This is a genomic window from Caballeronia sp. NCF2, assembly GCF_023631205.1.
GTDB classification, from domain to species: Bacteria; Pseudomonadota; Gammaproteobacteria; order Burkholderiales; family Burkholderiaceae; genus Caballeronia; species Caballeronia zhejiangensis.
The window spans coordinates 1-24,954 of sequence record NZ_JALQDN010000013.1; the positions used below are offsets into that span (position 1 = coordinate 1).

General features: G+C 64.6%; 25 protein-coding genes and 1 pseudogene. 19 read left to right on the forward strand and 7 right to left on the reverse strand.

Translation table 11 applies throughout. The annotated features are described in order from the left end of the window. Nucleotides 1-119: 119 nt before the first annotated feature. The 5 genes and pseudogenes from NCS02_RS07285 to NCS02_RS07305 form a co-directional block, all read right to left on the reverse strand. Nucleotides 120-902 (reverse strand): peptidylprolyl isomerase, encoded by a 783-nt coding sequence (locus NCS02_RS07285; RefSeq protein ID WP_008349712.1) that lies wholly within the window; start codon nt 900-902, stop codon nt 120-122. Between the two features lie 81 nt (nt 903-983). Beyond that, entirely contained in the window at nt 984-1,298 is a 315-nt protein-coding gene (locus NCS02_RS07290) for a BolA family protein (protein ID WP_244808076.1), read from the reverse strand. Further along, nucleotides 1,295-1,831: a septation protein A gene (locus NCS02_RS07295; protein ID WP_008349709.1), complete on the reverse strand. Its 537-nt coding sequence runs from the start codon at nt 1,829-1,831 to the stop codon at nt 1,295-1,297. Before NCS02_RS07295 ends, NCS02_RS07290 begins: the two co-directional genes overlap by 4 nt. A 104-nt stretch (nt 1,832-1,935) precedes the next feature. Further along, nucleotides 1,936-2,352, reverse strand: a complete 417-nt coding sequence (gene msrB, locus NCS02_RS07300) for a peptide-methionine (R)-S-oxide reductase MsrB (protein ID WP_008349708.1) — start codon at nt 2,350-2,352, stop codon at nt 1,936-1,938. A gap of 49 nt (nt 2,353-2,401) precedes the next feature. Then, nucleotides 2,402-3,883, reverse strand: a pseudogene (locus NCS02_RS07305) (protein adenylyltransferase SelO); the annotation flags it as partial. 216 nt (nt 3,884-4,099) lie between these two features. On the opposite strand from NCS02_RS07305, the gene NCS02_RS07310 reads away from it, so the two are divergent. From NCS02_RS07310 to NCS02_RS07355, 10 genes are all read left to right on the forward strand, one after another. Continuing rightward, complete coding sequence (locus NCS02_RS07310; RefSeq protein ID WP_250439714.1) at nt 4,100-5,758, forward strand: 3-(methylthio)propionyl-CoA ligase; 1,659 nt, start codon at nt 4,100-4,102, stop codon at nt 5,756-5,758. 171 nt (nt 5,759-5,929) lie between these two features. Beyond that, nucleotides 5,930-8,014 (forward strand): 3-hydroxyacyl-CoA dehydrogenase NAD-binding domain-containing protein, encoded by a 2,085-nt coding sequence (locus NCS02_RS07315; protein WP_250522959.1) that lies wholly within the window; start codon nt 5,930-5,932, stop codon nt 8,012-8,014. After that, the gene (gene pncA, locus NCS02_RS07320; RefSeq protein ID WP_249798848.1) at nt 8,007-8,657 is read left to right on the forward strand and encodes a bifunctional nicotinamidase/pyrazinamidase; all 651 of its coding nucleotides are present in this window, start codon (nt 8,007-8,009) and stop codon (nt 8,655-8,657) included. Before NCS02_RS07315 ends, pncA begins: the two co-directional genes overlap by 8 nt. Further along, a complete protein-coding gene (locus NCS02_RS07325; RefSeq protein WP_250519451.1) occupies nt 8,654-9,832 on the forward strand; it encodes an acetyl-CoA C-acyltransferase in 1,179 nt (392 codons plus the stop codon). Before pncA ends, NCS02_RS07325 begins: the two co-directional genes overlap by 4 nt. 60 nt (nt 9,833-9,892) lie before the next feature. Next, a complete protein-coding gene (locus NCS02_RS07330) occupies nt 9,893-10,195 on the forward strand; it encodes a Dabb family protein (RefSeq protein ID WP_250519452.1) in 303 nt (100 codons plus the stop codon). Between the two features lie 5 nt (nt 10,196-10,200). Then, entirely contained in the window at nt 10,201-10,683 is a 483-nt protein-coding gene (locus tag NCS02_RS07335; protein ID WP_008349701.1) for a PaaI family thioesterase, read from the forward strand. Nucleotides 10,684-10,710: 27 nt separating this feature from the next. Then, on the forward strand, nt 10,711-11,715 hold the full coding sequence (locus tag NCS02_RS07340) for an NADP-dependent oxidoreductase (protein WP_250519453.1): 1,005 nt from the start codon (nt 10,711-10,713) through the stop codon (nt 11,713-11,715). Further along, nucleotides 11,715-12,575, forward strand: coding sequence for an SDR family oxidoreductase (locus NCS02_RS07345; RefSeq protein ID WP_034473386.1), 861 nt, complete (start codon nt 11,715-11,717; stop codon nt 12,573-12,575). The genes NCS02_RS07340 and NCS02_RS07345 overlap by 1 nt, the downstream gene beginning before the upstream one ends. A 49-nt stretch (nt 12,576-12,624) precedes the next feature. Next, complete coding sequence (locus NCS02_RS07350) at nt 12,625-13,584, forward strand: alpha/beta hydrolase (protein WP_008349697.1); 960 nt, start codon at nt 12,625-12,627, stop codon at nt 13,582-13,584. A gap of 40 nt (nt 13,585-13,624) precedes the next feature. After that, nucleotides 13,625-13,861, forward strand: coding sequence for a hypothetical protein (locus tag NCS02_RS07355; RefSeq protein WP_008349694.1), 237 nt, complete (start codon nt 13,625-13,627; stop codon nt 13,859-13,861). Here NCS02_RS07355 and NCS02_RS07360 read toward each other — a convergent pair whose 3' ends face one another. Both NCS02_RS07360 and ygfZ read right to left on the reverse strand, forming a co-directional pair. Then, nucleotides 13,862-14,680 carry an NRDE family protein gene (locus tag NCS02_RS07360; protein ID WP_244808081.1) on the reverse strand — a complete coding sequence of 273 codons (819 nt, stop codon included), beginning with the start codon at nt 14,678-14,680 and terminating at the stop codon, nt 13,862-13,864. 12 nt (nt 14,681-14,692) lie between these two features. Next, a complete protein-coding gene (gene ygfZ, locus NCS02_RS07365) occupies nt 14,693-15,679 on the reverse strand; it encodes a CAF17-like 4Fe-4S cluster assembly/insertion protein YgfZ (protein WP_250519454.1) in 987 nt (328 codons plus the stop codon). Nucleotides 15,680-15,783: 104 nt separating this feature from the next. On the opposite strand from ygfZ, the gene mltG reads away from it, so the two are divergent. The 9 genes from mltG to NCS02_RS07410 all read left to right on the forward strand — a co-directional run bounded on the left by mltG (nt 15,784) and on the right by NCS02_RS07410 (nt 24,801). After that, on the forward strand, nt 15,784-16,794 hold the full coding sequence (mltG, locus tag NCS02_RS07370; protein WP_008349688.1) for an endolytic transglycosylase MltG: 1,011 nt from the start codon (nt 15,784-15,786) through the stop codon (nt 16,792-16,794). Continuing rightward, nucleotides 16,795-17,415 (forward strand): dTMP kinase, encoded by a 621-nt coding sequence (gene tmk, locus NCS02_RS07375; RefSeq protein ID WP_008349687.1) that lies wholly within the window; start codon nt 16,795-16,797, stop codon nt 17,413-17,415. 18 nt (nt 17,416-17,433) lie between these two features. Further along, nucleotides 17,434-18,471 carry a DNA polymerase III subunit delta' gene (locus NCS02_RS07380; protein ID WP_008349685.1) on the forward strand — a complete coding sequence of 346 codons (1,038 nt, stop codon included), beginning with the start codon at nt 17,434-17,436 and terminating at the stop codon, nt 18,469-18,471. 69 nt (nt 18,472-18,540) lie between these two features. Beyond that, on the forward strand, nt 18,541-19,326 hold the full coding sequence (locus tag NCS02_RS07385) for a TatD family hydrolase (protein WP_175982899.1): 786 nt from the start codon (nt 18,541-18,543) through the stop codon (nt 19,324-19,326). Nucleotides 19,327-19,380: 54 nt separating this feature from the next. After that, nucleotides 19,381-20,127 (forward strand): ankyrin repeat domain-containing protein, encoded by a 747-nt coding sequence (locus NCS02_RS07390; RefSeq protein WP_250519455.1) that lies wholly within the window; start codon nt 19,381-19,383, stop codon nt 20,125-20,127. Between the two features lie 103 nt (nt 20,128-20,230). Beyond that, nucleotides 20,231-20,587, forward strand: coding sequence for a Rap1a/Tai family immunity protein (locus NCS02_RS07395; RefSeq protein ID WP_008349679.1), 357 nt, complete (start codon nt 20,231-20,233; stop codon nt 20,585-20,587). Nucleotides 20,588-20,775: 188 nt separating this feature from the next. Then, nucleotides 20,776-22,014: a mechanosensitive ion channel family protein gene (locus NCS02_RS07400; protein WP_250519456.1), complete on the forward strand. Its 1,239-nt coding sequence runs from the start codon at nt 20,776-20,778 to the stop codon at nt 22,012-22,014. 101 nt (nt 22,015-22,115) lie between these two features. After that, nucleotides 22,116-23,501: an alpha,alpha-trehalose-phosphate synthase (UDP-forming) gene (otsA, locus tag NCS02_RS07405; RefSeq protein WP_175982897.1), complete on the forward strand. Its 1,386-nt coding sequence runs from the start codon at nt 22,116-22,118 to the stop codon at nt 23,499-23,501. A gap of 229 nt (nt 23,502-23,730) precedes the next feature. After that, nucleotides 23,731-24,801 (forward strand): glycosyltransferase family 4 protein, encoded by a 1,071-nt coding sequence (locus NCS02_RS07410; protein ID WP_008349671.1) that lies wholly within the window; start codon nt 23,731-23,733, stop codon nt 24,799-24,801. The last annotated feature ends 153 nt before the right edge of the window (nt 24,802-24,954 follow it).

The following is a 24,954-nucleotide window of genomic DNA, read 5'->3' on the forward strand; positions in this document are numbered from 1 at the left end:
GCGACCGGGTCGTCAAATCCCGCCCTAAACGGTACACCGTTCGCTATCTAAGAAAAGACCTTAACTGAACGGCATTAGCCCGAAGGGCGGCTTTGTTACCAACGAACAAGCAAGCGCGCTTACTTCACCACCGCCTTGTTCCGCAAGCCTTCCTCGAACGCCTGCAGCTTTTCCTGCTGCATTTGCTGCGCGATCTGCGCCTTCACCTGATCGAACGGCGGCGGGGCGACATCACGCGCATCGTCCAGACGGATGATGTGCCAGCCGAACTGCGTCTTCACCGGCTCGGACGTCATTTCGCCCTTCTTCAGCTTCTCCGCGGCCGCGCCGAATTCAGGCACGTAAGCCGAAGGCGAGGACCAGTCCAGATCGCCGCCGTTCTTGCCCGATCCCGGGTCCTTCGAATATTGCTTCGCGAGATCTTCGAAGCTCGCACCGGCCTTGATCTTCGCGATCAGATCCTTCGCCTGCGCTTCGTCCTCGACGAGAATGTGATGCAGATGCAGTTCCTTGCCGCCGCCGTTTTGCTTGACGAGCTCGTCATAGCGCGCCTTGATCTCGGCGTCGGTCGGCGTGTTCTTCTTAACGAAATCTTCGATCAGCGCGCGCAACACCACGGTCTGCTGTGCGACGGCGACCTGCGCCTTCACGTCGGGACGCGTCGCGATGCCTTCGCGCGCGGCTTCCTGCATCAGGATTTCGCGGTTGATGAGTTCCTCGCGCACCGCCTGCTGAAGCTGCGGCGAATCCTGCTGACCTTGCGCCACGAGTTGCTTCACGAGCGCATTGGCGCGCGACGTGGGAATCGGCGTGCCGTTGACGACGGCGATGTTTTGCGCAAACGCAGGAGCAGCCGCGAATGCAGCCAGCAACACCCAGACGCGGGTTTTTTTCAAAGTCATCGGAGGTTCCTAACTGAACAAACAGACGCCTTCAAAGGCGAGATTTAAGAGGCAAGGCTTAGGGTCGAACCGCGCGCGGGTTTATTCGAATTGTTCTGCGAACTCTTGCGGCGTGTAGGCCCGGATGGCGAGCGCGTGCACGCCGCGCCGCATCTCCTCGGCCAGCGCATCATACACCAGTCGATGTCGCGCCACGCGTGCCTTGCCCGCGAAGCATTCCGCGACGATCGTCACCGTGTAATGGCTGCCGGCGGCCGCGCCCGCATGGCCCGCGTGCGCGGCGCTGTCGTCGTCGATATGCACCGACTGAGGCCGCAGCGTGGCATTCAGACGCGCTTCGAGATGCGCGATCTTGTCCGCCGCCGATGCGCTCGTGAAATCGAACGATGCGCTCATTGCCCGTCCTCCTTCATGTATTTAGCAAGCCAGAAGCTTTGCGCGACGATGAACAGGACGAGACAGCCCGTCGCGCCGAAGAGCTTGAAGTTCACCCACTGATCCGTCGTGAAGTTATACGCGACGAAAAGATTGACGATGCCGAGCAGCGCGAAAAACACCGCCCACGCGACATTCAACTGGCCCCATACGCGATGCGGCAACACGATCTGCTTGCCCATCATCGCTTCGATGAGATTCTTTCTGAAGCCGATCTGCGCGACGATCAGCGCGAACGCGAAGAGCCAGTAGAGCGCCGTCGGCTTCCATTTGATGAAGGTATCGTTGTGCAGCACGAGCGTCGCGCCGCCGAACACGACGACCACGCCGAGACTGACCCACAGCATCGGATCGACCTTGCGATGCCGAAACGCGACCCAGGCGATCTGCACGAGCGTCGCCGCGATCGCGACCGCCGTCGCGGTATAGATGCCCCAGACCTTGAATGCGACGAAAAAGAGAATGATCGGAAACAGATCGAACAGAAATTTCATTGGCGTGCGGACGTGATGGGCATCGGATGGATGCGAGGCGCGCGAGAAAAAAGCGCCCGCGAGAAGCGGCGGGCGCCGGTACGACGAAATGGACGGGCTCGCGCTTACTTGGGTTCGAATTGTAGCGCAGCCGAGTTGATGCAATACCGCAGGCCGGTCGGCGCGGGGCCGTCCTCGAAGACGTGGCCGAGATGCGCGCCGCAGTTCTTGCACACGACTTCGATGCGAAGCATGCCGTGTGAGCGGTCGGTCTTCTCCTGGATCACTTCGCCGTTGATCGGCTTGAAGTAGCTCGGCCACCCGCAGCCGGCGTCGAACTTCGTGTCCGATTCGAACAGCGGCGTGCCGCAGCACACGCAGTCATAGACGCCGCGCTCCTTGTGATCCCAGTATTTGCCCGTGAAGGGGCGCTCGGTCGCGGCGTGGCGCGTGACCTGGTACTGCATGTCGTCGAGTTCGCGGCGATACTCGGCGTCGTCCTTTTGCAGCGGATAGCTCGTCGGGGTGGCGTCGTGGCTCATCTGTCGTTCCTTTGATCTGGCCGGGAAGGCCTGGTATATGAGGGCGATCCTACGAAGAACAACTGACTTCGAGATCGCTCGCCCAGTCGGGCGGCAGGCCCGCGTAGGCTTCGTATTCGGGCTGTTCGTCGTATGGATGGCGCAGCACGTCCAGAAGACGCGCCACTTCCGAAAAATCCTTTTCCGCCGCGCGCCGGATGGCGTTTTCCGCCAGATGATTGCGCAGCACGTACTTCGGATTCACGCGATTCATCGCCGCGGCGCGCTCGGCGTCGTCGCGCGGCTCGTGGGCGAGGCGCTCGCGATACTGCGCGGCCCACGCATCGAATGCGGCGCGATCGAGGAACAGATCGCGCACGGGCGCGTCGCGGCTCGCGTCGGATTTCGAGAGCTTCGACAGGTTCCGGAACGTCAGCGTGAAGTCCGCGCGATTCGCATGCATGATTTCGAAGAGACCGTTGGCGAGCTTGTCGTCGCCTTCGCGCTCGATATCGAGGCCGAGCTTCGCGCGCATCTTCGCGACGAGCGCCGGCCCGAAGCGATCCTTGTAGCGCTCCATCACCTTTTGCGCCTCTTCCACCACGCGCTCGGCGCGGCCCTCCTCGGGCAGATTCGCGCCGAAGAGCGGCACGAGCGCCTGCGCGAGACAGAAGAGATTCCAGTACGCGACCTGCGGCTGGCGCCCATACGAATAGCGTCCTTGCGTATCCGAATGATTGCAGACGTGATGCGCGTTGAAGGCATCCATGAAGCCGAACGGACCGTAATCGATCGTGAGGCCGAGGATCGACATGTTGTCGGTATTCATCACGCCGTGGCAGAAGCCGACGCCTTGCCACTCCGCCATCAGATCGGCGGTGGAGCGCACGGCTTCGTCGAGCAGCGCGAGATACGGATCGTCGGCATCCCTGCAATGCGGATAGAACCGGTCGATGACGTGATCGGCGAGCGTCTTCAGCTCGTCGATGCGATCGTTCGAATAGAAATGCTCGAAGTGGCCGAAGCGCACGAAGCTCGGCGACACGCGCGTGACGATCGCCGCCGTTTCGACGATCTCGCGCCGCACCGGCAAGTCCGAGCCGATGACGGTGAGCGCGCGCGTCGTCGGGATGCCGAGATGATGCATTGCTTCCGAGCACAGAAACTCGCGGATCGACGACCGCAGCACCGCGCGGCCATCGCCCATGCGCGAATAGGGCGTGCGGCCCGCGCCCTTCAGTTGCACTTCGAGACGCGCGCCGTCGTGCTCCGCTTCGCCTAGCGTGAGCGCGCGGCCATCGCCCAGTTGTCCCGCCCACACGCCGAACTGATGCCCCGAATAGACGGCGGCATAGGGCAGGGCATCGGCTGGCCAGTCGCGCGTCGGATTGCCGGCGAAGAAGGCGGCGAACGCGTCTTTCTCAGGGCCGGTGGCGACTTGCGGATCGAATCCGAGCGTTTCGGCCATCTCGCGCGACATCCCGACGAGATACGGATCGGGAACGGGCGCGGCAGGAAGACGGGTGAGAAAAGCGGTGCCGAGCGCGGCGAAGGAGCCCGGCTCGCCGACCCGGATCGCGCTGGCGATTTCGTTCACGGAACGCGCGTCGGCGGGCGTCTCGTCGCGCGCCGCGCGCACGGCATTGCTTGGGGAAAACGACATGTTGAGCGCCTCTGAGTTAAACGATATTGTAATTCCGCGCCCGCGGGCCTGCAGAGCGCGGCCCGGCCATCCGATCAGCATTCGCCAGATTCGAGGACTTCGCCTATGACGTCGCCGCTCTACGGGCAGATGATGGACATACCGCTGCTCGCGTCGTCCCTGCTGTCTCATGCCTCACGCCACTTCGGCGACAACGAGATCGTGTCGCGGCGCATCGAAGGCGATATCCACCGCTACACCTACCGCGATTGCGAGAAGCGCGCGAAACAACTGGCGCAGGCGCTGACCGCGCTCGGCGTCGAGCAGGGCGAGCGCATCGGCACGCTCGCGTGGAACGGCTACAGACATCTCGAATGCTATTACGGCATCAGCGGCATGGGCGCCGTGTGTCACACGATCAACCCGCGTCTCTTTCCCGATCAGATCGCGTTCATCATCGATCATGCGGACGATTCGTATGTCTGCTTCGACATGACTTTCGGTCCGCTCGTCGAACTGATCGCGCCGCAGTGCCCGAACGTGAAGGGCTGGATCGCGCTCGGCGATGCCGCGTGCATCGCCGAACATCTGTCGAACATGAGCGTGCCGGTGATGAGCTACGAAAGCCTCATCGGCGAGCACGACGGCGACTACGCATGGCCGATGCTCGATGAGCGTCAGGCATCGTTTCTCTGCTACACGTCGGGCACGACGGGCAATCCGAAAGGCGCGCTGTATTCGCATCGCTCGACGGTGCTGCACGCGTACGGCGCGGCGTTGCCGGACGCGATGGGCGCATCGTCGAGCGATGCGATCCTTCCCGTCGTGCCGATGTTCCACGTCAACGCGTGGGGCATTCCGCACGCGGGGCCGCTCGTCGGCGCGAAGCTCGTCTTTCCCGGCAAGGATCTGGACGGCAAGTCGCTCTACGAATTGATGGAAGCCGAAGGCGTCACCTATTCCGCCGGCGTGCCGACGGTGTGGATGAGCCTGCTCACGTACATGAAGCAGCAGAACGTGCGTTTCTCGACGTTGAAGCGCACGGTGATCGGCGGCTCGGCGTGTCCGCCCGCGATGCTGCGCATCTTCGAGGAAGAGTACGGCGTGCAAGTGATCCACGCGTGGGGCATGACGGAGATGTCGCCGCTCGGCACCTTGTCGCGCCTCAGTTTCAGGCAGAAGCAGCGTCCGCTCGACGAGCAGCGCCGCTCGCTGGAAAAGCAGGGCCACGCGCTCTTTGGCGTGGACATGAAAGTCGTCGGCGACGACGGCACCGAACTGCCGTGGGACGGCAAATCGTTCGGCGATCTCCATGTGCGCGGGCCGTGGGTCATCGATCGGTATTTTCGCCGGGACGATTCTCCGCTCGTCGACGGCTGGTTCCCGACCGGCGATGTCGCGACCATCGATGAAGACGGGTTCATGCAGATCACCGATCGCAGCAAGGACGTGATCAAGTCCGGCGGCGAATGGATCAGCTCCATCGATCTGGAGAACATCGCGGTGTCGCATCCGCAGGTGGCGGAAGCGGCGTGCATCGCGTGCTCGCATCCGAAGTGGACCGAGCGGCCGCTGATCGTCGCGGTGCTGAAGCCGGGCGCGACCGTCACGCGCGAGGAACTGCTCGCGCATTTCGAGGGCAAGGTCGCGAAGTGGTGGATTCCGGACGATGTCGTGTTCGCCGAGGAACTGCCGCACACCGCGACGGGCAAGCTGCAGAAAGTGCGCCTGCGCGAGCAGTTTCGCGATTACGTGTTGCCCAACGCCGCGGAGAATCCGGTCTAGCTTTTTCTTGCGTCATCGAAAGCCCCGGCTCGCGGTGCGCGCGCCGGGGCTTCGTGCATTTCTGGCGATCGATTGGCGCGAAACGCGTCGTTTGAACGATCGTGCTTTTTTGTGTATTCTGCCCCGATCGCCCACAATCGATCTCATATCCGGTCGACAGGAGACACGTTCATGGCAGTGGACTACACGATCCGCGACGGCGTCGCCGTCATTACGCTCGACAATCCGCCGGTCAACGGTCTCGGGCATTCGACGCGGCTCGGCATCGTCGAAGGTGTCGAGCGCGCGAACGACGATGCCGACGTGCGCGCCATCGTCATCATCGGCGCGGGCAAGGCGTTCTCGGGCGGCGCGGACATCACCGAATTCAACACGCCGAAAGCCACGCAGGAACCGACGCTCATGACCGTCATCGCGACGCTCGAAGCGAGCGCGAACCCCGTAGTCGCGGCGATTCACGCCGTCGCGATGGGCGGCGGTCTGGAACTCGCGCTCGGCGCGCATTACCGCGTCGCCGTGCCCGGTGCTCAGATCGCGCTGCCGGAAGTGAAGCTCGGGCTTTTGCCGGGCGCGGGCGGCACGCAGCGTCTGCCGCGCGTGGTCGGGCTGGAAACGGCGCTGAACATGATCGTGTCGGGCGCGCCGGTGCCCTCAGAAAAGCTCGCGCAAACCGCGCTTTTCGATGAACTCGCCGACGGCGATCTGCTGGAAAGCGCGTTGTCGTTCGCACGGCGGGCCGCCGATCGCGGCGGTCCGCATCCGAAAGTCCGCGATCGCCAGATCGAGCATCCGAACGCCGAGGGTTTCATCCAGTTCGCGCGCAACAGTGTCGCGGGAGTCGCGAAGCATTTCCCGGCGCCGCACAAGTGCATCGATGCAATCGAAAAAGGCGTGAAGGAAGGTTTCGAGCGCGGTCTCGCCTTCGAGCGCGAATGCTTTCTCGCGCTCGTGCAGACGCCCGAAAGCCGCGCGTTGCGGCATGCGTTCTTCGGCGAACGCGCGGCTGCCAAGATCGCCGATGTCCCGTCGAACACGCCCGTGAGGAAGATCGAGCGCATCGGCGTGATCGGCGCGGGCACGATGGGCGGCGGCATCGCGATGAACTTTCTCAACGCCGGCCTGCCCGTCGTGCTGCTCGAAACGAAGCAGGACGCGCTCGATCGCGGCATCGCGACGATCCGGCGCAACTACGAGGCGCAGGTCAAGAAGGGCAAGCTCACGCAGGAAAAGGTCGAAGAGCGCATGGCGCTCATCGCGCCGACGCTTGCCTTTGGCGATCTGGCCCAGGCCGATCTGATCGTCGAAGCCGTGTTCGAAGACTTGAGCGTGAAGGAACAGGTCTTCCGTCAGCTCGACGAAATCGCAAAGTCCGGCGCGATCCTCGCATCGAATACATCGACGTTGAATCTCGACACGATCGCCTCGTTCACGAAGCGTCCCGGCGACGTGATCGGCATGCACTTCTTCAGCCCCGCGAACGTGATGAAGCTGCTCGAAGTCGTGCGCGGCGCGAAGACCGAAAAGGACGTGCTCGCAACGGTCATGCAGCTCGCGAAGAAAATCATAAAGACGGCGGTGGTGTCGGGCGTATGCGACGGCTTCATCGGCAACCGGATGATCGAGCAGTACATCCGCCAAGCGCTCTTCATGCTGGAGGAAGGCGCGCTGCCGGCGCAGATCGATCGCGCGATCGAAAACTTCGGCTTCGCGATGGGGCCCTTTCGCATGAGCGATCTCGCGGGCAACGACATCGGCTGGGCGATCAGAAAGCGGCGTTATCGGGAGCAGCCGGAGCTGCATTATTCGCGCGTCGCGGATCGTCTGTGCGAGATGGGCCGCTTCGGCCAGAAGACCGGCGCGGGCTGGTACGACTATCAGCCGGGCAAGCGCGACGCGCTGCCGTCGAACGTGGTCGATGACATGATCGTCGCGTATTCGAAGGAACGCGGCGTCGAGCGGCGCAAGATCCGCGATGAAGAGATCGTCGAGCGTCTCGTGCTTTCGCTCGTGAACGAAGGCGCGAAGATTCTCGAGGAAGGCATCGCGGGCAAGGCGTCGGACATCGACATGGTTTATCTGACGGGCTACGGCTTTCCGCTCTGGCGCGGCGGCCCGATGCTGTATGCGGACACCATCGGCCTCTACAAGGTGGAACGCGCGATGCGCAAATACGCGAAGCAGCCCAACGGCTACGCGTGGCAACCCGCCGCGCGCGTCACCGAACTCGCGCAATCGAATGGACGCTTCAATGGCTGATATCAAACCTGTCGAAGACGTGTTCCTCGCCGTGGACGTGCAGTACGACTTCATGCCGGGCGGCGCGCTTGCCGTCGCACACGGCGATGAAGTCGTGCCGGTCATCAATCGGCTTGCGCGCGCGTTCCCGCATGTCGTGCTGACGCAGGACTGGCATCCGCGCTCGCATGTGTCGTTCGCGGCGAATCACGAGGGCCGCGCGCCATTCGAGACGATGACCTTGCCTTACGGCGAACAGGTGCTGTGGCCGGTGCATTGCGTGCAGGACACGCGAGGCGCGGCGCTGCATCGCGATCTGCATGTGCCGCACGCGCGGCTCGTGATTCGCAAGGGGCATCACGAACACGTCGACAGCTATTCGGCGTTTCTCGAAGCGGACCGTTCGACACCGACCGGTCTCGAAGGCTATCTGCGCAACGTCGGCGCAAGACGCGTGTGGCTCGCCGGACTGGCGACGGACTATTGCGTCGCGTGGTCCGCGCTCGATGCGCGTGCGGCGGGCTTCGACGTCATCGTGATCGAGGACGCGTGCCGCGCGATCGATCTGAACGGCTCGCTCGACCGAGCATGGAACGACATGCGCGATGCGGGCGTGCAACGCGTGAGCTCGGACGAAATTCTCAAAGCGGGGGCAACGACATGACCGATGCAGTCATCGTATCGACGGCGCGCACCGCGCTCGCCAAATCGTGGCGCGGCGCGCTCAACATGACGCACGGCGCGACGCTCGGCGGCCATGTGACGAAGGCGGTCGTCGAACGCGCGGGCATCGATCCGGCGCGCGTCGAGGACGTCATCATGGGCTGCGCGAATCCGGAAGGCGCGACGGGCGCGAACATCGCGCGGCAGATCGCGTTGCGCGCGGGCTTGCCGGTTTCCGTCCCCGGCATGACGGTGAACCGCTTCTGCTCGTCGGGCTTGCAGACGATCGCGCTTGCCGCGCAGCGCGTGATGACGGGCGAGGGCGATGTGTTCGTCGCGGGCGGCGTCGAATCGATCTCGTGCGTGCAGAACGAGCTGAACCGTCACATGCCGACCGAAGGCTGGCTCAGGCAACACAAGCCCGAAATCTACTGGTCGATGTTGCAGACCGCCGAGAACGTCGCGAAGCGCTACGAGATAGCGAAAGAGCGGCAGGACGAATACGGCGTGCGCTCGCAGCAGCGCGCGGCGGCGGCGCGGGCGGCGGGCAAGTTCGACGATGAAATCGTGCCGATCACCGTGCTTGCCGGCATCGCCGATCAAGCGACGGGGCGCATGTTCACGCAAGAAGTGACGCTCGCCGCCGACGAAGGCATCCGCGCCGATACGACGCTCGAAGGCGTGTCGAAGATTCGCACCGCGCTGCCTGGCGGCGTCATCACGGCGGGCAACGCGAGCCAGTTCTCGGATGGCGCGTCGGCGTGCGTCGTGATGAGCGCGACGCTCGCCGAGAAGGAAGGTCTCGCGCCGCTCGGCATTTTTCGCGGCTTCGCGGTCGCGGGCTGCGAGCCGGACGAAATGGGCATCGGTCCGGTGTTCGCCGTGCCGAAGCTTTTGAAGCGCGCGGGCCTGTCCGTCGACGATATCGGCTTGTGGGAGCTGAACGAAGCGTTCGCCGTGCAAGTGCTCTATTGCCGCGACCGGCTCGGCATTCCCGACGAGCGCCTGAACGTGAACGGCGGCGCGATCGCGGTTGGGCATCCGTACGGCGTGTCGGGCGCGCGCCTGACGGGTCACGCGCTCATCGAAGGCAAGCGGCGTGGCGCGAAGTTCGTCGTGGTCACGATGTGCATCGGCGGCGGACAGGGCGCGGCGGGCCTTTTCGAAATCGTGTGAGCATTTGCGGCCCGGCGATTTTTGCTACGCTTCGAGATTCGTTCGATAACAGGAGTCGCCGTGCTACGTCACATCGTTATGTGGAAGCTGAAGGAAAACGCCGAGGGCGCGAGCCGCGCCGAAAACGCGCAGAAGCTGAAGGCGAAGCTCGAAACCTGCCGCAGCATCGTGAAAGGGCAAGGGCATTTCGAAGTCGGCACCGCGCAGCCGGGTTTCGATTGCACCTATGACGTGGTGCTCGTGTCCGACTTCGACGACAAGGCGGCGCTCGAAACGTATCAGGTGCATCCGAAACATCAGGCGCTGAAGGACTTCGTCGCGGCGATCCGCGAAGCGCGTCAATGCGTCGACTACGAAGTGTGAGCGCGATGTCCTCTTCCGATCAACCTGCAAGCAACGGCGTCGCGCTCGAGAGCCCGTTCATCGATACGCTCGGCGTCGAGCTCGTCAAGGCGCAGGACGGCGAAAGCGAAGTGCGGCTGCCGCTTCGCGACGAACACCTGAACACCTGGGGCATCGCGCACGGCGGCGTCACGATGACGATGCTCGACGCATCGCTGGCGCTCGCCGCACGCAGCGTCGCGGGCGATGGCATCGGCGTCGTCACCGTCGAGATGAAGGTCAATTTCATGCAGCCCGGGCGCGGCGAATTGCGCGGTTACGGCCGCGTGTTGCATCGCTCGACGACGATGGCTTATTGCGAAGGCGAGATTCGCGACAGCGAAGGCCACTTCGTCGCAAAGGCGCTCGGCACGTTCAAGTACATGAAGCGGCTCGCGGTCGGGCGCGACATCGTCCGGCAGAAGATGCGGTCCGATCCGAAGGCGACGCCCGGTCCGAGCGACGCCTGAACACCATTCGAGCGAAGGAGGTTCAGCATGGCAGACGCACAGATCAACCGACAAATCCTGCTCGTGTCGCGTCCGCAAGGCGAGGCGTCGGTGTCGAATTTCAGGCTCGTCGAGACGCCGCTTGCGCCGCTGAAGGACGGCGAAGTGCGCGTGCGCAATCACTATCTGTCGCTCGATCCGTACATGCGCGGCCGCATGGACGACGCGAAGTCGTACGCCGCGCCGCAACCGCTCGATGAAGTGATGATCGGCGGCACCGTGGGCGTCGTGAGCGAATCGCGCAATCCGGCGTTCAAGGCGGGCGATAGCGTCGTCGGCATGTTCGGCTGGCAGGAATACGGCACATCCGATGGCACCGGCCTGAACAAGGTCGATGCCTCGCGCGTGCCGCTTTCCGCGTATCTCGGCGCGGTCGGCATGCCGGGCGTCACGGCGTGGTACGGACTGAACCGCATCATCGAGCCGAAGGCGGGCGAGACGGTCGTCGTGTCGGCGGCGAGCGGCGCGGTGGGCAGCGTCGTCGGGCAACTGGCGAAGGCGGCGGGCTGCCGCGTGGTCGGCATCGCGGGCGGCGCGGACAAGTGCCGCTATGTCGTCGAGACGCTCGGCTTCGATGCGTGCGTCGATTACAAGGCGGGCAAGCTGCACGAAGATCTGAAAGCCGCGACGCCCGATGGCATCGACGGCTACTTCGAGAACGTCGGCGGCGACGTGCTCAATGCCGTGCTCGCGCGCATGAACGCGTTCGGGCGCATCGCCGTATGCGGGATGATCTCCGGTTACGACGGCAAGCCGACGCAATTGGACGCGCCGCGGCTGATCCTCACGCAGCGGTTGAAGCTGCAGGGCTTCATCGTCTCCGAACATCTCGATGTCTGGCCGCAGGCGCTGAACGAACTCGGCGAGCGTGTCGCGACGAAGAAGCTGCATTTTCGCCAGAGCATCGCCGAAGGGCTCCAGAATGCGGCTGAGGCATTTCTCGGCCTCTTGCGCGGCAAGAACTTCGGCAAGCAACTGGTGAAACTCGTGTGATGGATCGCTTCGAAGGCAAGGTCGCCGTCATCACGGGCGCGGGCAGCGGATTCGGGCGCGAGTTCGCGAAGAAGGGCGCGGCGCTCGGCATGAAGCTCGTGCTCGCCGATCTCGACACCGCCGGGCTCGCCGCGACTGTCGATGCGCTACGCGCGGCGGGCGGGGACGCGATCGGCATCACGACGGACGTATCCGACGCCGCTCAGGTGCACGCGCTCGCGCAGGCATCGCTCGACACTTACGGCGGCGTGCACATGCTCTTCAACAACGCGGGCGTCGGCGCGGGCGGCTTCGTGTGGGAGAACAGCGCGAACGACTGGCAATGGGTCTTCGGCGTGAACGTGATGGGCGTCGCGAACGGCCTGCGCGCGTTCGTGCCGATCATGCTCGAACAGAACGAGCCGGCGCATATCGTCAATACGGCGTCGGTGGCGGGCCTGCTCGCCGCGCCCGCGATGGGCGTCTACAACGCATCGAAGCACGCGGTCGTCGCGCTGACCGAGACGCTGCATCACGATTTGCGGCTGGCGGGCGCGTCGATGATCGGCGTGTCGCTGCTGTGTCCGGCGTTCGTGCCGACTGGCATCGCGGATGCCGAGCGCTCGCGCCCCGACGCGCTCGCCAACGACGCGCCGTACACCGCCTCGCAAAAGCTCGCGGCGCGGCAACTCACGCGGGCGGTAGAGGGCGGGAAGCTGTCGGCGCGCGACATCGCCGATTTGACGTTCGATGCGGTGCGCGAAGGGCGCTTCTATGTCATCACGCATCCGGCCATCATGCCGTCGGTGCAACTGCGGCTCGACGATATCGCGCAACTGCGCAACCCGACCGATCCGATGTCCCTGAAACGTCCGCGTTGATGTGCACGGTTCGTGGCATGATCGTGTCCCTTTGACGCTCTTTCCGCCGATGCCGCTCAATCCAAAGATCGCGCAAATTCTGGAGATGGTCGCGCGCGCGAATCGACCGCCGTATCACACGCTCACGCCGAAAGAGGCGCGCGCAGCCTACGCGATGAGCGCCCAGATTCTCGATATCGCGCCATTGCCGGTGCACGCCATCGAGGATCTGCGGATTCCCGTGCGCGATGGCGCAACGATCGGCGTGCGCGTCTATCATCCGATCGAGCCGAGCTGGGCGCAGCCTTCTCCGGGGCTTCTTTATTTTCACGGCGGCGGCTTCACCGTCGGCAGCGTGGCGACGCACGACGCGCTGTGCCGCAAGCTCGCGCACGATGCGCAATGCGCGGTCGTATCGGTCGATTACCGGCTTGCGCCGGAGCACAAGTTTCCCGTCGCCGTGACCGATGCCTTCGATGCGCTGCAATGGCTGGCGCGGGAGGCTCCGACGCTCGGCATCGATCCGGCGCGGCTCGCGGTTGGCGGGGACAGCGCGGGCGGCACGCTCGCGATCGTGTGCGCGGTGCTCGCGCGCGATGCGGGCATCGACCTGAAACTGCAATTGCTGATCTACCCGGGCACGAGCGCGTGGCAAAAGAGCGATTCCCATGCGCGCCTCGCGGACGGGTATCTGCTCTCAGGCGAAACGATTCAGTGGTTTTTCGCGCAGTATCTGCGTGATGATCGCGATCGCGACGATTGGCGTTTCGCGCCGCTCGATGCGGCGCGCGGTACGCCGGATTTCGCGGGCGTCGCGCCGGCGTGGATCGCGGCGGCGGACTACGACCCGCTACACGACGAAGACACTGCGTTCGCGGCGAAACTCGAAGACGCGCGTGTGCCGGTCACGCTCAAGCGCTACGAAGGCATGATTCACGAATTCTTCAAGATGGGCGGTTTCGTGCCGGAAGTAGCGGCGGCGCACGCGGATGCGGTGAGGGCGTTGCGGGAGGCGTTCGGGACGCTGTAGAAGCCGGCTCACCCATGATTAGAATCCGAATTATCGGCCCATGACCAGGAAAACGCCTCGCTCCTTCATCTATCTCGGCGCGCTGTTCATCTTGCTTCTCGTCGCCACATTGAATGTGTACAACCTCAATGAAGCATACGGCGACGGTCCGCCGTACTACGCGCGCACGACGAACATGGACAAGTGGACCGATCCTCTTCCCGCGCTCGTTGCGGTCGATGCCATTGCCGTCGTGCTGATCGCTGCGATCCTGTATCTCACACGAAGGAAACGCTGATCAACCGATCTCAAACGAAAAAGCCCGCTCAAACGCCCCCGGCCTCACGACGCGATGCGAGCCGTCATCGTCGCTGCGTTCCTTGATTTCCAGCGCTAACCCGAGCGCCGCCGGATTCACGCGCAAGGCCGTCGTGCTGCGCGTGCCGTAATCGGCCGTTTCGATGAACGCCGCCGACAGCACGCGCTCCCGCTCGATCGAAATCCCCGTCGATGGCAGATGTTCGTCGTTCGCGATGCGCGGGTCGCGCAACGTCTCGATGAGCACATCGAGCGACGGGCGTTCATCGGCGTGAATCAGATCGCACAGCGCCTCCCGCTGCGCGACGAGCTTCGGCCACGGCGTATTCAACAGGCTGTTCGACAAACCGTGCACGCCTGCATCGAGCAAAGCGGGCGGCGCGTCGGCACGATTGCCGTACCAGCCGAGTTCGCGCCGCAAGAAGTCGCCGCAAAGCAGATTGAACCCGTTATACCGATGCCCTTCGCGCGCCACGCCCTGCAGATAGTCGAGCGGCGCCATGCGCTCGCCCGCGAGAAAAGCGCTCACGAGCGTGCCGCGCGTCGGCGCATTCGGCTGCATGTCGCCCGGCGCGCGATAGTTGGTCAGCGCCGCGAAGCGCCCGTCGCGCGATACGCCGAGCCACGTCCCGCCGCCCGTCAGATCGCGGCCGGCGAGCACGTCTGGCGCGTCTTGCCACCAGTGCATCGGTTCGGCGTCGCGGCGAAAGAATTCATCGCGATTGGCGGAAAGCGTCAGCAATGCGCGGCCGTTTTCCTGCGACGCCGCGGGTTGCCAGTCGAAGACGATCAGACACATGCGCGCTCGACCTCAGGCGTCGGCCGGAAACGCGTAGGGCAGCGGCACGAAAGTGAGCGCGGGACCATCGGCGGAACCGACATGCACCGAGCCATTGTCAAGCGCCGCGAGCTTGATCTCGACGAGACAATCGACGCCGCCATGCTCCGCGGGCGCGACGTTGACGACGAGTCCGCACGGCTGGCCGGGATCGTCCGAATGAAAGAGCTCCGCGCCGGGCGTCGCGCTCTCGACGTGCGCGAGCGCCGTGCGCCGCTTGATCGTGCCGCGATACTGGCTGCGCGCGACGATCTCCTGCCCGGGATAGCAGCCCTTCTTGAAGTTCACCGCGCCGAGCACGTCGAAGTTGACCATTTGCGGGACGAACTGCTCGACCGTCGCGTGCGTGATGCGCGGCTCGCCCGCGTGGATGTCGAGCCAGTCCCACATCTGCTCGGGCACGCGCTTGAGTTTTTCATCGAGTTTCGCGAGTTGCGCCTCGACATCGGCTTTCGGGCCGACCCACAGGAAGCGCGGCCGATGCGCCGCGTCCGGCACGCGGATCAGCGAACCGTGCGGGCCTTCGACCTTGACGTGCACGCCGTCGGGCAGCGCATCGAAAATGCCGGAGAGCGCCGCGCGCACGTCGCCCGCGAAGCCGACGGCGGCCACTTCGGGCGTCGCGTCGGTGAGCTTCGCCTTCGCGCGCAGCACGAACATCGACAGGCGTTTCTGCACGGCCGCCTGCACGTCGTGTGCGATCAGGAGACGCACGGCGTCGGCGGTGCGCCACATCAGGAACGAGCCGAGGAGCCGGCCCTTGGCCGAGCAGTAGCCCGCGAGACGCGCGGTCGACGCGTCGAGATGCTGGACGTCGTTCGTAAGCTGACTGTGCAGGAACGAGGCGGCGTCCTCGCCCTTGACGCCGATCACGCCGAACTGGGTGAGCGGCATGTATGCGCCGGCGGTCTTGACGGAATCGAAGTCTGAAGCGGCGAGAGCGATGGTCTGGGAATTCATGAGTCGGCGGGCTGTCAATCCTATCGTTTGGGCGCGGGCCCGGGAATGCGGCTCTGGCGCAGGCGGCAAGTTATTATATTGGTCTTATCTCAAGCGTGTTTCGCATGTCCTTTCTGAAGAAATGCGTCGTGGCAGCGGTGCTCGCCGCCGTGCTCGCGGCAGCCGTCGCGGGCGGCGTGTACTGGTGGGCCAACCGGCCCATGGAATTGCCGACGCCCGAACTCGACGTCACCATCAAGCCCCACAGCAGCCTGCGCAGCGTGAGCGCCCAGTTGAACCGCGGGGGCGTGCCCGTCGAGCCCGAGCTTTTCGTGCTGATGACGCGCGTGCTCGGCCTGTCCGCGCAACTGAAATCGGGCAATTACGCATTCAAGACCGGCATCACGCCTTATGAGGTGCTGGAGAAGATCGCGCGCGGCGACGTCAACGAATATGTCGCGACCGTCATCGAAGGCTGGACGCTGCAGAAAATGCGCGGCGAGCTCGACAGCAATCCCGCGCTCAAGCACGACACCGTCGGCATGACCGACACCGACCTGCTGCGCGCGATTGGCGCGGCCGAAGTCGACAAGGCGTCCGCCGAGGGCCTGTTCTTCCCCGACACCTATCTGTTCGACAAAGGCACGAGCGATCTCGCCGTCTACAAACGCGCGTATCGGCTGATGCAGGCGCGCCTCACGGAAGCGTGGAACACGCGCGCACCGAATCTGCCTTACAAGACGCCTTATGAAGCGCTCGTGATGGCGTCCATCGTCGAGAAGGAGACGGGGCGCGCTGCGGACCGGCCGCTCGTCGCGGCGGTGTTCGCGAACCGGCTGCGCATCGGCATGCCGCTACAGACGGACCCGAGCGTGATCTACGGCTTAGGCCCGGCCTACGGCGGCAAGCTGAAGAAAAAGGACCTGCAGACGGACACTCCGTACAATACCTACACGCGCATGGGCCTGCCGCCGACGCCGATCGCGCTGCCCGGCGTGGCCGCACTGAACGCCACGCTCAATCCCGCCTCGAGCAACGCGCTGTATTTCGTGTCGCGCGGCGACGGCAGCAGCATCTTTTCCGACAATCTCGGCGACCACAACAAGGCCGTCGACAAATACATCCGGGGTCAATGAATGGCGCGCGGCAAGTTCATCACGTTCGAAGGCATCGACGGCGCGGGCAAGACCACGCATCTGGACTGGTTCCGCGAACGGCTCGAAGCCAAAGTGGAACCGGGCGGGCATCGTGTCGTCATGACGCGCGAGCCGGGCGGCACGCCGCTCGGTGAAACCCTGCGCGGCATCCTGCTGAATCAGCCGATGGACCTCGAAACCGAAGCGCTGCTCATGTTCGCCGCGCGCCGCGAGCATCTGGCGCAGGTGATCGAACCGGCGCTGTCGCGCGGCGACTGGGTGCTGTCGGACCGTTTCACCGACGCCACGTTCGCGTATCAGGGCGGCGGCCGCGGTCTGCCGCGCGACAAGCTCGAAGCGCTCGAACGCTGGGTGCAGGGCGGTTTCCAGCCCGATCTGACCGTGCTTTTCGACGTGCCGACCGACACCGCGAGCGAGCGCCGCTCGGCCGCGCGCGCCCCCGACAAGTTCGAAAGCGAATCCGAGGCGTTTTTCGAGCGCACGCGCAGCGAGTATCTGCGCCGCGCGGATGAATCGCCGCAGCGCTTTTTCATCGTCGATTCGACGCGCTCCATCGACGAGATTCGCAAAAAGCTCGAAGAAGTTATCGCAAGCGTCTGAATTCAAAAGAATCTATCGATGATCTATCCCTGGCAAACCGACGACTGGCAGCGTCTGCAGCAATTGCGCGCGCACTGGCCGCACGCGCTCCTGCTGCACGGAGAAGCGGGCATCGGCAAGCTGCAGTTCGCCCAGCATCTCGCGCAGGGTTTGCTGTGTGAGACGCCCGCCGCGAATGGCGAGCCGTGCGGGACTTGTCCGGCGTGTCACTGGTTCTCGCAAGGCAATCATCCCGATTACCGCGCGGTGCTGCCCGAAGCGCTCGCGGGCCTTGCCGCAACCGGCGACGCAGCCGACGCTCCCGCCGACAAAGCCGATGGCGAAGAAGGCAAGAAGACCCGCACGCCGAGCAAGGAAATCAAGATCGAGCAGGTGCGCGGGCTGCTGGATTTCTGTGGCGTGGGCTCGCATCGGGGCGGCTTGCGCGTCGTCGTGCTGTATCCGGCCGAGGCGCTCAACGTCGCAGCGGCGAACGCGCTCTTGAAGACGCTCGAAGAACCGCCGTCGGGCGTCGTGTTCCTGCTGGTGTCGGCGCGCGTCGACCGGCTGTTGCCGACGATCATCAGCCGCTGCCGTCAGTGGCCGATGAGTGTGCCGCCGGCGAACGAAGCGAGTGCGTGGCTCGCGTCGCAAGGCGTCGACGATCCGGCGGCGCTCCTCGCGCAGGCGGGCGGCGCGCCGCTCGCTGCGCTCGCGCTGGCGAACGACGAGAACCGCGCCTTGCGCGACTTCACGCTCGCGCAACTTGCCGCCGGACCGAATTGCGATGCCTTCGCGTGCGGCGAAAACCTGCAGAAGCTGCCGGTGCCGCTCGTGCTCGGCTGGTTGCAGCGCTGGCTTTACGATCTGCTCGCGCAACGCACGGCTAGCCGTCCGCGCTATTTCCCCGCCGCGGCGAAGGCGCTCGCACGTTGCGCGCAAAGCGCCGATCCGGCCGCGCTCGCGCGCTACATGAAGACGGTCACGCGGCAGCGCGCGGTGGAAAATCATCCGCTGAACGCGCGCCTCGTGTTCGAGGAACTGTTCATGGGCTATCGCGGGATCTATACGGCCTGAGCGGCCAGAGCGGCCTGAGCGGCAGAGACCGTCGAGCCGCGCCGCAAGGAATGCACCAAGGAGCACCCGATGTTTGTCGATTCACACTGTCATATCAACTTCGAAGGGCTCGCGGACCGATTGCCCGACGTCCTCGACAAGATGCGCGCGCATTCTGTGACACATGCGCTGTGCGTGTCGGTGGATCTCGAGACGCTGCCTTCGGTGCTCGCGATCGCCGAGCAGCACGAAAACGTCTATGCGTCGGTCGGAGTGCATCCCGACCACGAGGATATGCGCGAGCCGAGCGTCGCGGAACTCGTCGAGCTGGCGAAGCATCCGAAAGTTTGCGCGATCGGCGAAACCGGGCTCGACTACTATCGGCTGGAAGGGCGCAGCATCGCCGACATGGAATGGCAGCGCGAACGCTTTCGCACGCATATCCGCGCCGCGCACGCGACGGGCAAGCCGCTCATCATCCACACGCGGTCGTCGTCGGACGACACCTTGCGCATCATGCAGGAAGAGCGCGCGGACGTGCCGGGCGGCGTCATGCATTGCTTCACCGAACCGTGGGAGATCGCCGAACGGGCGCTCGCGCAGAATTTCCATATCTCGCTGTCGGGCATCGTCACGTTCAAGAAGGCAACCGATGTGCAGGACGTCGCGCGGCGCGTGCCGATCGATCGCCTGCTCATCGAAACAGATTCGCCGTACCTCGCGCCGGTGCCGTATCGCGGCAAGCCGAATGAACCTGCGTACGTGAGTTATGTCGGACGTTTCATCGCGCAGTTGCGCGAGCAGCCGGAAGAGGCCGTCGCGCAGGCGACCACCGACAACTTCTTCCGGCTCTTCAAGATCGCGCGGCCAGTCTGAGGGCGGCCGGCCCGCGCGCAAAAAAACTGTTCCAAGGCAATTCGAAGGTCACTTATGAACACTTCCCCGATGGTTTCCACTCTGAACACGACGCGCGGTGCGCGCAAGGGCACGGCCGTGCGCGGACTCGTCGCCGGCGCGCTGCTGGCGGCCTGCGCGATCGCTCAGCCGGTCTGGGCCGCGTCCGTGGACTCGCTCATCAAGGCGGTCAAGTTCGACGACGTATCGGCGGTCAAGAAGCAGCTCGCGCAGGGCGCGGACCCGAACACCGTCGACAACACGGGCACGCCGATCCTCGTGATCGCCGCGCGCGAGAAGTCCGGCAAGGTCGGCCAGTTGCTCGCCGACAACCCAAAGACCGATCTTGAGAAGCTTGATCCCGCCGGCGAAAACGCGATGATGCTTGCCGCGCTCAATGGCGACGCGACCTTCGTGAATCTGCTGATCGCCAAGGACGCCGAAGTGAACAAGAAAGGCTGGACGCCGCTGCACTACGCCGCGACCAACGGCCATGACGACATCGTGAAGATTCTGGTCGACCATTCGGCCTATATCGACGCGGGTTCGCCCAACGGCACGACGCCGCTCATGATGGCGGCGCGCGGCGGTCATCTTTCGACGGTCAAGCTGCTGCTCGACTCGGGCGCCGATCTGCGCGTGAAGAATCAACTCGGCCTGACGGCGGTGGATTTCGCGCAGAAGTACAACGAGAAAGATGTCGCCGAAGGTCTGAAGGCGCGTCTGGACTCGATGCAACAAGGCGGCGGCGCTGCGCAAAGCGGCTCAAACGGTGCAAAATAACGGCGCGACATCAAGTCACGGGGCGAGCGCGGTCAGGCGCGGCCGCGCATCGCTCCGAACCCGTTGCTCCGACCAAGCCGCCGCTCAACATAAAAGGAAGACCATGCTGCGGGAATTCGTCCTCGCCTGTGCTCTCGCGACGCCCGTCTGTGCGTTCGCGTTTACCGGCAACGATCTGAACAAGCTCTGCACCAAAACGGATCCCAACTCACGGACCGCCTGCGCGGCCTATATCGAAGGCGCGGCGGACGGCATCTACAACACGATCGAGGCGATCGGCGGAACCTCCGGGCCGCAGGTCGGCCAGTACTTCTGCCTGCCGGCGGACGTGAAGCCGCAGCAGCTTACGGACGCGGTGCGCAAGTACATCGCCAACAATCCCGACAAGGCCGATTTCAACGCGACCACGATGGTTTCGCTCGGACTCGGCAAGGCGTTTCCCTGCAAGGCGGAACGCTGAACATCTGGTGACGCCGGAGCACTGGCGTCACGCTTGCTGAACCAAGAGGCGACGGCCGCGCCCGGACGGCCATCGCCGCTGCTGTCTGCAACCTGGCGCAATATCGCGCAGCACCACGCATCCGTGCGATGCGACCGCCGTATCCTCCTCGCCGCTTTCACTTTCTCGAGGCTGATCCCGCGACGCTCATGCTCTCACTCGACCATTTCCTGAATCTTGCGGAACGTCCGCTCGGCACCTGGCCCGGCGCGCTCGTCGTGGCCGTCATCGCGGTGGCGTTTGCGGTTGCCGCGCATCGCATCGGCGCGCGCATTCTCGTGCGCATCGCGCGTCCTTATCCGCTGATGAGCGTCGTGCTGCGCTATATCGACACGCCCGCGCTCATCCTGCTCATCATCCTCGGGCTCGGTTTCATGATCTTCGAGGCGCCCGATACGCTGCCGTTCATCGGCGTGCTGCGCGATGTCGAGACCGTCGCGCTGATCGTCGCGCTCACGTTTCTCGCGGCGCGCTCGGCGGGCGCGGTGGGCGAGGCGATCGTGCAGGCGCATCCGCTCGACACCGACGACAATCTCAACGCCCGCCGCATCCACACGCAGGCGCGCGTGCTCGCGCGCTCGGTGATGGTGGTGATCGTAATCATCGGTTTCGGCGCGGCGCTGATGGCGTTTCCGAGCGTGCGGCAGATCGGCGCGAGCCTGCTGGCGTCGGCGGGCGTCGCCGGGCTCGTCGCCGGTATCGCCGCGCGGCCGGTGCTCGGCAATCTGATTGCGGGCTTGCAGATCGCGCTGTCGCAGCCGATTCGCCTCGACGATGTCGTCGTGATTCAGGGCGAATGGGGACGCGTCGAGGAAATCACGGGCACGTACGTGTCGATCCGCATCTGGGATCAGCGGCGGCTTATCGTGCCGTTGCAGTGGTTCATCGAAAATCCGTTCACGAACTGGACGCGCAACAGTTCGCAGATCATCGGCACGGTGTTTCTGTATGTTGATTACCGGATGCCGCTCGCGCCGCTGCGCGAGGAGCTGGAGCGCATCCTCGAGCACGCGCCGGAATGGGATGGCCGTGTGCAGGTGCTGCAGGTCACCGACGCCACCGATCGCGCGATGCAACTGCGCGTGCTCGTCAGTTCGTTCGACTCGGCGCTGAATTGGGATTTGCGCTGCCGCGTGCGCGAAGGGCTCGTGAACTTCGTGCAGGCGACTTATCCGCACTATCTGCCGCGCGCGCGGGCGGATCTGTCGACCGACAAGGAAAGTCACGTCGATTTCGCGCCGCCGCTCGAAAGGGCGGGCACGGCACACGCGGCAAGCACGGCGAATACGGCCGCCGATCCGGTCGCGAGCCGCGGCGAGCCGACCGGGCCGGACCCGAGGGCGCACGCGGCGGCGTCCACCGCGCCGGCGCCGGCAGAAAAGACCTGACGGAAACCCGCGCGGCGTTTCCGGGTCGAAAATCTCGGGTTGATGCTGAGAAAGTCACGTTAAGTCACGTTAATCACGTTCGAAGAGGAAAAGGAAAGTCTATGAGCCGTCTCGTCGTCGTATCCAACCGGGTCGCCACGCCGACCGAAACCAAGGGCTCCGCGGGCGGGCTCGCCGTCGGCGTCTTCGGCGCGCTGAAGGACAGCGGCGGCGTCTGGTTCGGCTGGAGCGGCGACGTCGTGAGCGAAACCGTCGCGAATCAGGGACCGAAACTCGAACAGGACGGCGCGGTGACCTTTGCGACCGTCGGCCTGCCGAAAAAGGACTACGACCAGTACTACCGCGGTTTCTCGAACGCGATGCTGTGGCCGGTTTTCCACTATCGCAACGATCTCGCCGTCTACGACCGGGACGAGTACGCGGGCTACCGGCGCGTGAACGCGTGGCTCGCGCACAAGCTCATCAAGCTGCTCGAACCCGGCGACATCATCTGGGTCCACGACTATCACATGATCCCGTTCGCCGAGGCGCTGCGCTCGGCGGGCATCACGAATCGCATCGGCTTCTTTTTGCACATTCCGTTTCCGTCGCCGCAGATCCTGTTGAACATTCCGCCGCACGAGGAACTGGTGAAGTCGCTGTGCTGCTATGACGTCGTCGGGTTTCAGACGGAAAGCGATCGCGTCGCGTTTCACGACTACATCGTCCGGCACGCGCACGGCACCGCGACGCCCGACGGCCACGTCGAGGCTTTCGGACGCAAGCTGCGGACGAACGTTTATCGCATCGGCGTGTTTCCCGATGAAATCGCCGAGCAGGCCGAACGCGGCGAGGCGCGTCAGGACGTGATGGACCTGAAGCAGAGCCTCGAAGGCCGTAAGCTCATCATGAGCGTGGATCGGCTCGATTACTCGAAAGGACTGGTCGAGCGCTTCCGCGCGTTCGAGCATTTTCTGGAAAAGTCGCCCGAGTGGCGCGGCAATGTCACGCTCGTGCAGATCGCGCCGCCGACGCGCTCGGACGTCGAAACCTATCAGCAGATTCGCCAGAACCTGGAATACGAAGCGGGGCGCATCAACGGACGTTACTCCGGGCTCGATTACACGCCGATCCGCTATCTCAATCAGCGATACGACCGCTGGAAGCTGATGTCGCTGTTTCGCGAATCGCAGATCGGGCTCGTCACGCCGCTGCGCGACGGCATGAATCTCGTCGCGAAGGAATACGTCGCGGCGCAGAATCCCGACGATCCCGGCGTGCTCGTGCTTTCCCAGTTCGCCGGCGCGGCCGATGAAATGACCGGCGCGGTGATGGTCAATCCGCATGATATCGTCGGCACGAGCGAGGCCATCGGCCGCGCGCTGGCGATGCCGCTCGCCGAGCGCAAGCAGCGCTACGAGACCAACATGGCGGCGCTGCGCAAGCACGATCTGGGCGTGTGGCGCGACAACTTCCTCGCCGATCTGCGCGGCGACGCCGAACGGTAACCGTCGCCGGAAACGAATGTTTCCGTGCTGTAACAGAGCGATGAAAGTGCAAGAGACGTCCGGAACGGGCGCATCCGCACTCGATAATGGGCTTCATCGCAGCGGATGGCGGAACGATTCGTAAGGGCAAACCTCGTTGTCCGGCCTTACGATCCGCTGTCATACTCGGTGCGCGCCGCGGCTGGCAAGCGATCGGCCGCACGTCGATATCCGCATGGAGACGAGAACGATGAGAATTGCCCAGATTGCTCCGCTGACGGAATCGGTGCCGCCGAAGCTCTATGGCGGGACCGAGCGTGTGGTGTCGTACCTGACCGAGGCGCTCGTCGAGCTCGGTCACGAGGTGACGCTCTTCGCCACCGGCGATTCGCAGACCAGCGCCAACCTGGAACCCGTGTGGCCGCGCGCGTTGCGGCTCGACCCGGCGATCCGCGACCGCATCGCGCCGCACATGCTGCTGATGGAACTCGTGCGCCGCCGCGCCGAAGAGTTCGATGTCCTGCACTTTCACATGGACTATTACTCGTTCTCGCTGTTCAAGCGCCAGGACACGCCGTTCGTGACGACAATGCACGGCCGGCTCGATCTGCCCGAGCAGCAGCCCGTATTCGATACGTTCAACACCGCGCCCGTAATCTCCATTTCCGACGCGCAGCGGCATCCGCTGCCGCAGGCGAAATGGGTCAGCACCGTTTATCACGGCTTGCCGGAGAAGCTCTACGTGCCGCAGCCGGTGGAGCAGAAGTATCTGGCGTTCCTCGGACGCATTTCGCCGGAAAAGCGCGTCGATACGGCCATTCGCATCGCGGGCCGATGCGGCTTGCCGATCAAGATTGCCGCCAAGGTCGATTTCGCCGACCACGAGTATTTCGAGCGCGAGATTGCGCCGCTGCTGGAGCTGCCGTATGTCGAGTACGTCGGCGAGATCAACGACAGTCAGAAAGCCGAATTCCTGTCGGGCGCGCACGCGCTCGTGTTTCCGATCGACTGGCCCGAGCCGTTCGGCCTCGTGATGATCGAGGCGATGGCGTGCGGCACGCCGGTCATCGCGTTCAATCGCGGCTCGGTGCCGGAAGTGGTGGACGAGGGCGTGTCTGGCTTCATCGTCGAGGATGAAATCGGTGCGGTGGCCGCGGTGAATCGTCTGCATACGCTGTCGCGCGAGCGCGTGCGCAATCGCTTCGAGGAGCGCTTCACGTCGCATCGCATGGCTCGGCAATATCTGGAGGCGTATCAGTCGGTCGTGCGCGCGCAGAAGCGTGCGCGCTTCAAAGTGATCGATCGCGCGACGACGACCTGACGCGCGACCCGACACGACGCGGGAAAAAAAAAAAAACCGCCGTGGGGGGGGGGGGGGGGGGGGGGGGGGGGGGGGGGGGGGGGGGGGGGGGGGGGGGGGGGGGGGGGGGCGGGGGGGGGGGGGGGGGGGGGCGGGGGGGGGGGGGGGGGGGGG

Excerpts from the sequence above, each read along its gene's own strand:
- NCS02_RS07285 (WP_008349712.1), bottom strand. The coding sequence starts at position 902 with ATGACTTTGAAAAAAACCCGCGTCTGGGTGTTGCTGGCTGCATTCGCG.
- NCS02_RS07290 (WP_244808076.1), bottom strand. The coding sequence starts at position 1,298 with ATGAGCGCATCGTTCGATTTCACGAGCGCATCGGCGGCGGACAAGATC.
- NCS02_RS07295 (WP_008349709.1), bottom strand. The coding sequence starts at position 1,831 with ATGAAATTTCTGTTCGATCTGTTTCCGATCATTCTCTTTTTCGTCGCA.
- msrB (WP_008349708.1), bottom strand. The coding sequence starts at position 2,352 with ATGAGCCACGACGCCACCCCGACGAGCTATCCGCTGCAAAAGGACGAC.
- NCS02_RS07310 (WP_250439714.1), top strand. The coding sequence starts at position 4,100 with ATGACGTCGCCGCTCTACGGGCAGATGATGGACATACCGCTGCTCGCG.
- NCS02_RS07315 (WP_250522959.1), top strand. The coding sequence starts at position 5,930 with ATGGCAGTGGACTACACGATCCGCGACGGCGTCGCCGTCATTACGCTC.
- pncA (WP_249798848.1), top strand. The coding sequence starts at position 8,007 with ATGGCTGATATCAAACCTGTCGAAGACGTGTTCCTCGCCGTGGACGTG.
- NCS02_RS07325 (WP_250519451.1), top strand. The coding sequence starts at position 8,654 with ATGACCGATGCAGTCATCGTATCGACGGCGCGCACCGCGCTCGCCAAA.
- NCS02_RS07335 (WP_008349701.1), top strand. The coding sequence starts at position 10,201 with ATGTCCTCTTCCGATCAACCTGCAAGCAACGGCGTCGCGCTCGAGAGC.
- NCS02_RS07340 (WP_250519453.1), top strand. The coding sequence starts at position 10,711 with ATGGCAGACGCACAGATCAACCGACAAATCCTGCTCGTGTCGCGTCCG.
- NCS02_RS07345 (WP_034473386.1), top strand. The coding sequence starts at position 11,715 with ATGGATCGCTTCGAAGGCAAGGTCGCCGTCATCACGGGCGCGGGCAGC.
- NCS02_RS07350 (WP_008349697.1), top strand. The coding sequence starts at position 12,625 with ATGCCGCTCAATCCAAAGATCGCGCAAATTCTGGAGATGGTCGCGCGC.
- NCS02_RS07355 (WP_008349694.1), top strand. The coding sequence starts at position 13,625 with ATGACCAGGAAAACGCCTCGCTCCTTCATCTATCTCGGCGCGCTGTTC.
- NCS02_RS07360 (WP_244808081.1), bottom strand. The coding sequence starts at position 14,680 with ATGTGTCTGATCGTCTTCGACTGGCAACCCGCGGCGTCGCAGGAAAAC.
- ygfZ (WP_250519454.1), bottom strand. The coding sequence starts at position 15,679 with ATGAATTCCCAGACCATCGCTCTCGCCGCTTCAGACTTCGATTCCGTC.
- mltG (WP_008349688.1), top strand. The coding sequence starts at position 15,784 with ATGTCCTTTCTGAAGAAATGCGTCGTGGCAGCGGTGCTCGCCGCCGTG.
- tmk (WP_008349687.1), top strand. The coding sequence starts at position 16,795 with ATGGCGCGCGGCAAGTTCATCACGTTCGAAGGCATCGACGGCGCGGGC.
- NCS02_RS07380 (WP_008349685.1), top strand. The coding sequence starts at position 17,434 with ATGATCTATCCCTGGCAAACCGACGACTGGCAGCGTCTGCAGCAATTG.
- NCS02_RS07385 (WP_175982899.1), top strand. The coding sequence starts at position 18,541 with ATGTTTGTCGATTCACACTGTCATATCAACTTCGAAGGGCTCGCGGAC.
- NCS02_RS07390 (WP_250519455.1), top strand. The coding sequence starts at position 19,381 with ATGAACACTTCCCCGATGGTTTCCACTCTGAACACGACGCGCGGTGCG.
- NCS02_RS07395 (WP_008349679.1), top strand. The coding sequence starts at position 20,231 with ATGCTGCGGGAATTCGTCCTCGCCTGTGCTCTCGCGACGCCCGTCTGT.
- NCS02_RS07400 (WP_250519456.1), top strand. The coding sequence starts at position 20,776 with ATGCTCTCACTCGACCATTTCCTGAATCTTGCGGAACGTCCGCTCGGC.
- otsA (WP_175982897.1), top strand. The coding sequence starts at position 22,116 with ATGAGCCGTCTCGTCGTCGTATCCAACCGGGTCGCCACGCCGACCGAA.
- NCS02_RS07410 (WP_008349671.1), top strand. The coding sequence starts at position 23,731 with ATGAGAATTGCCCAGATTGCTCCGCTGACGGAATCGGTGCCGCCGAAG.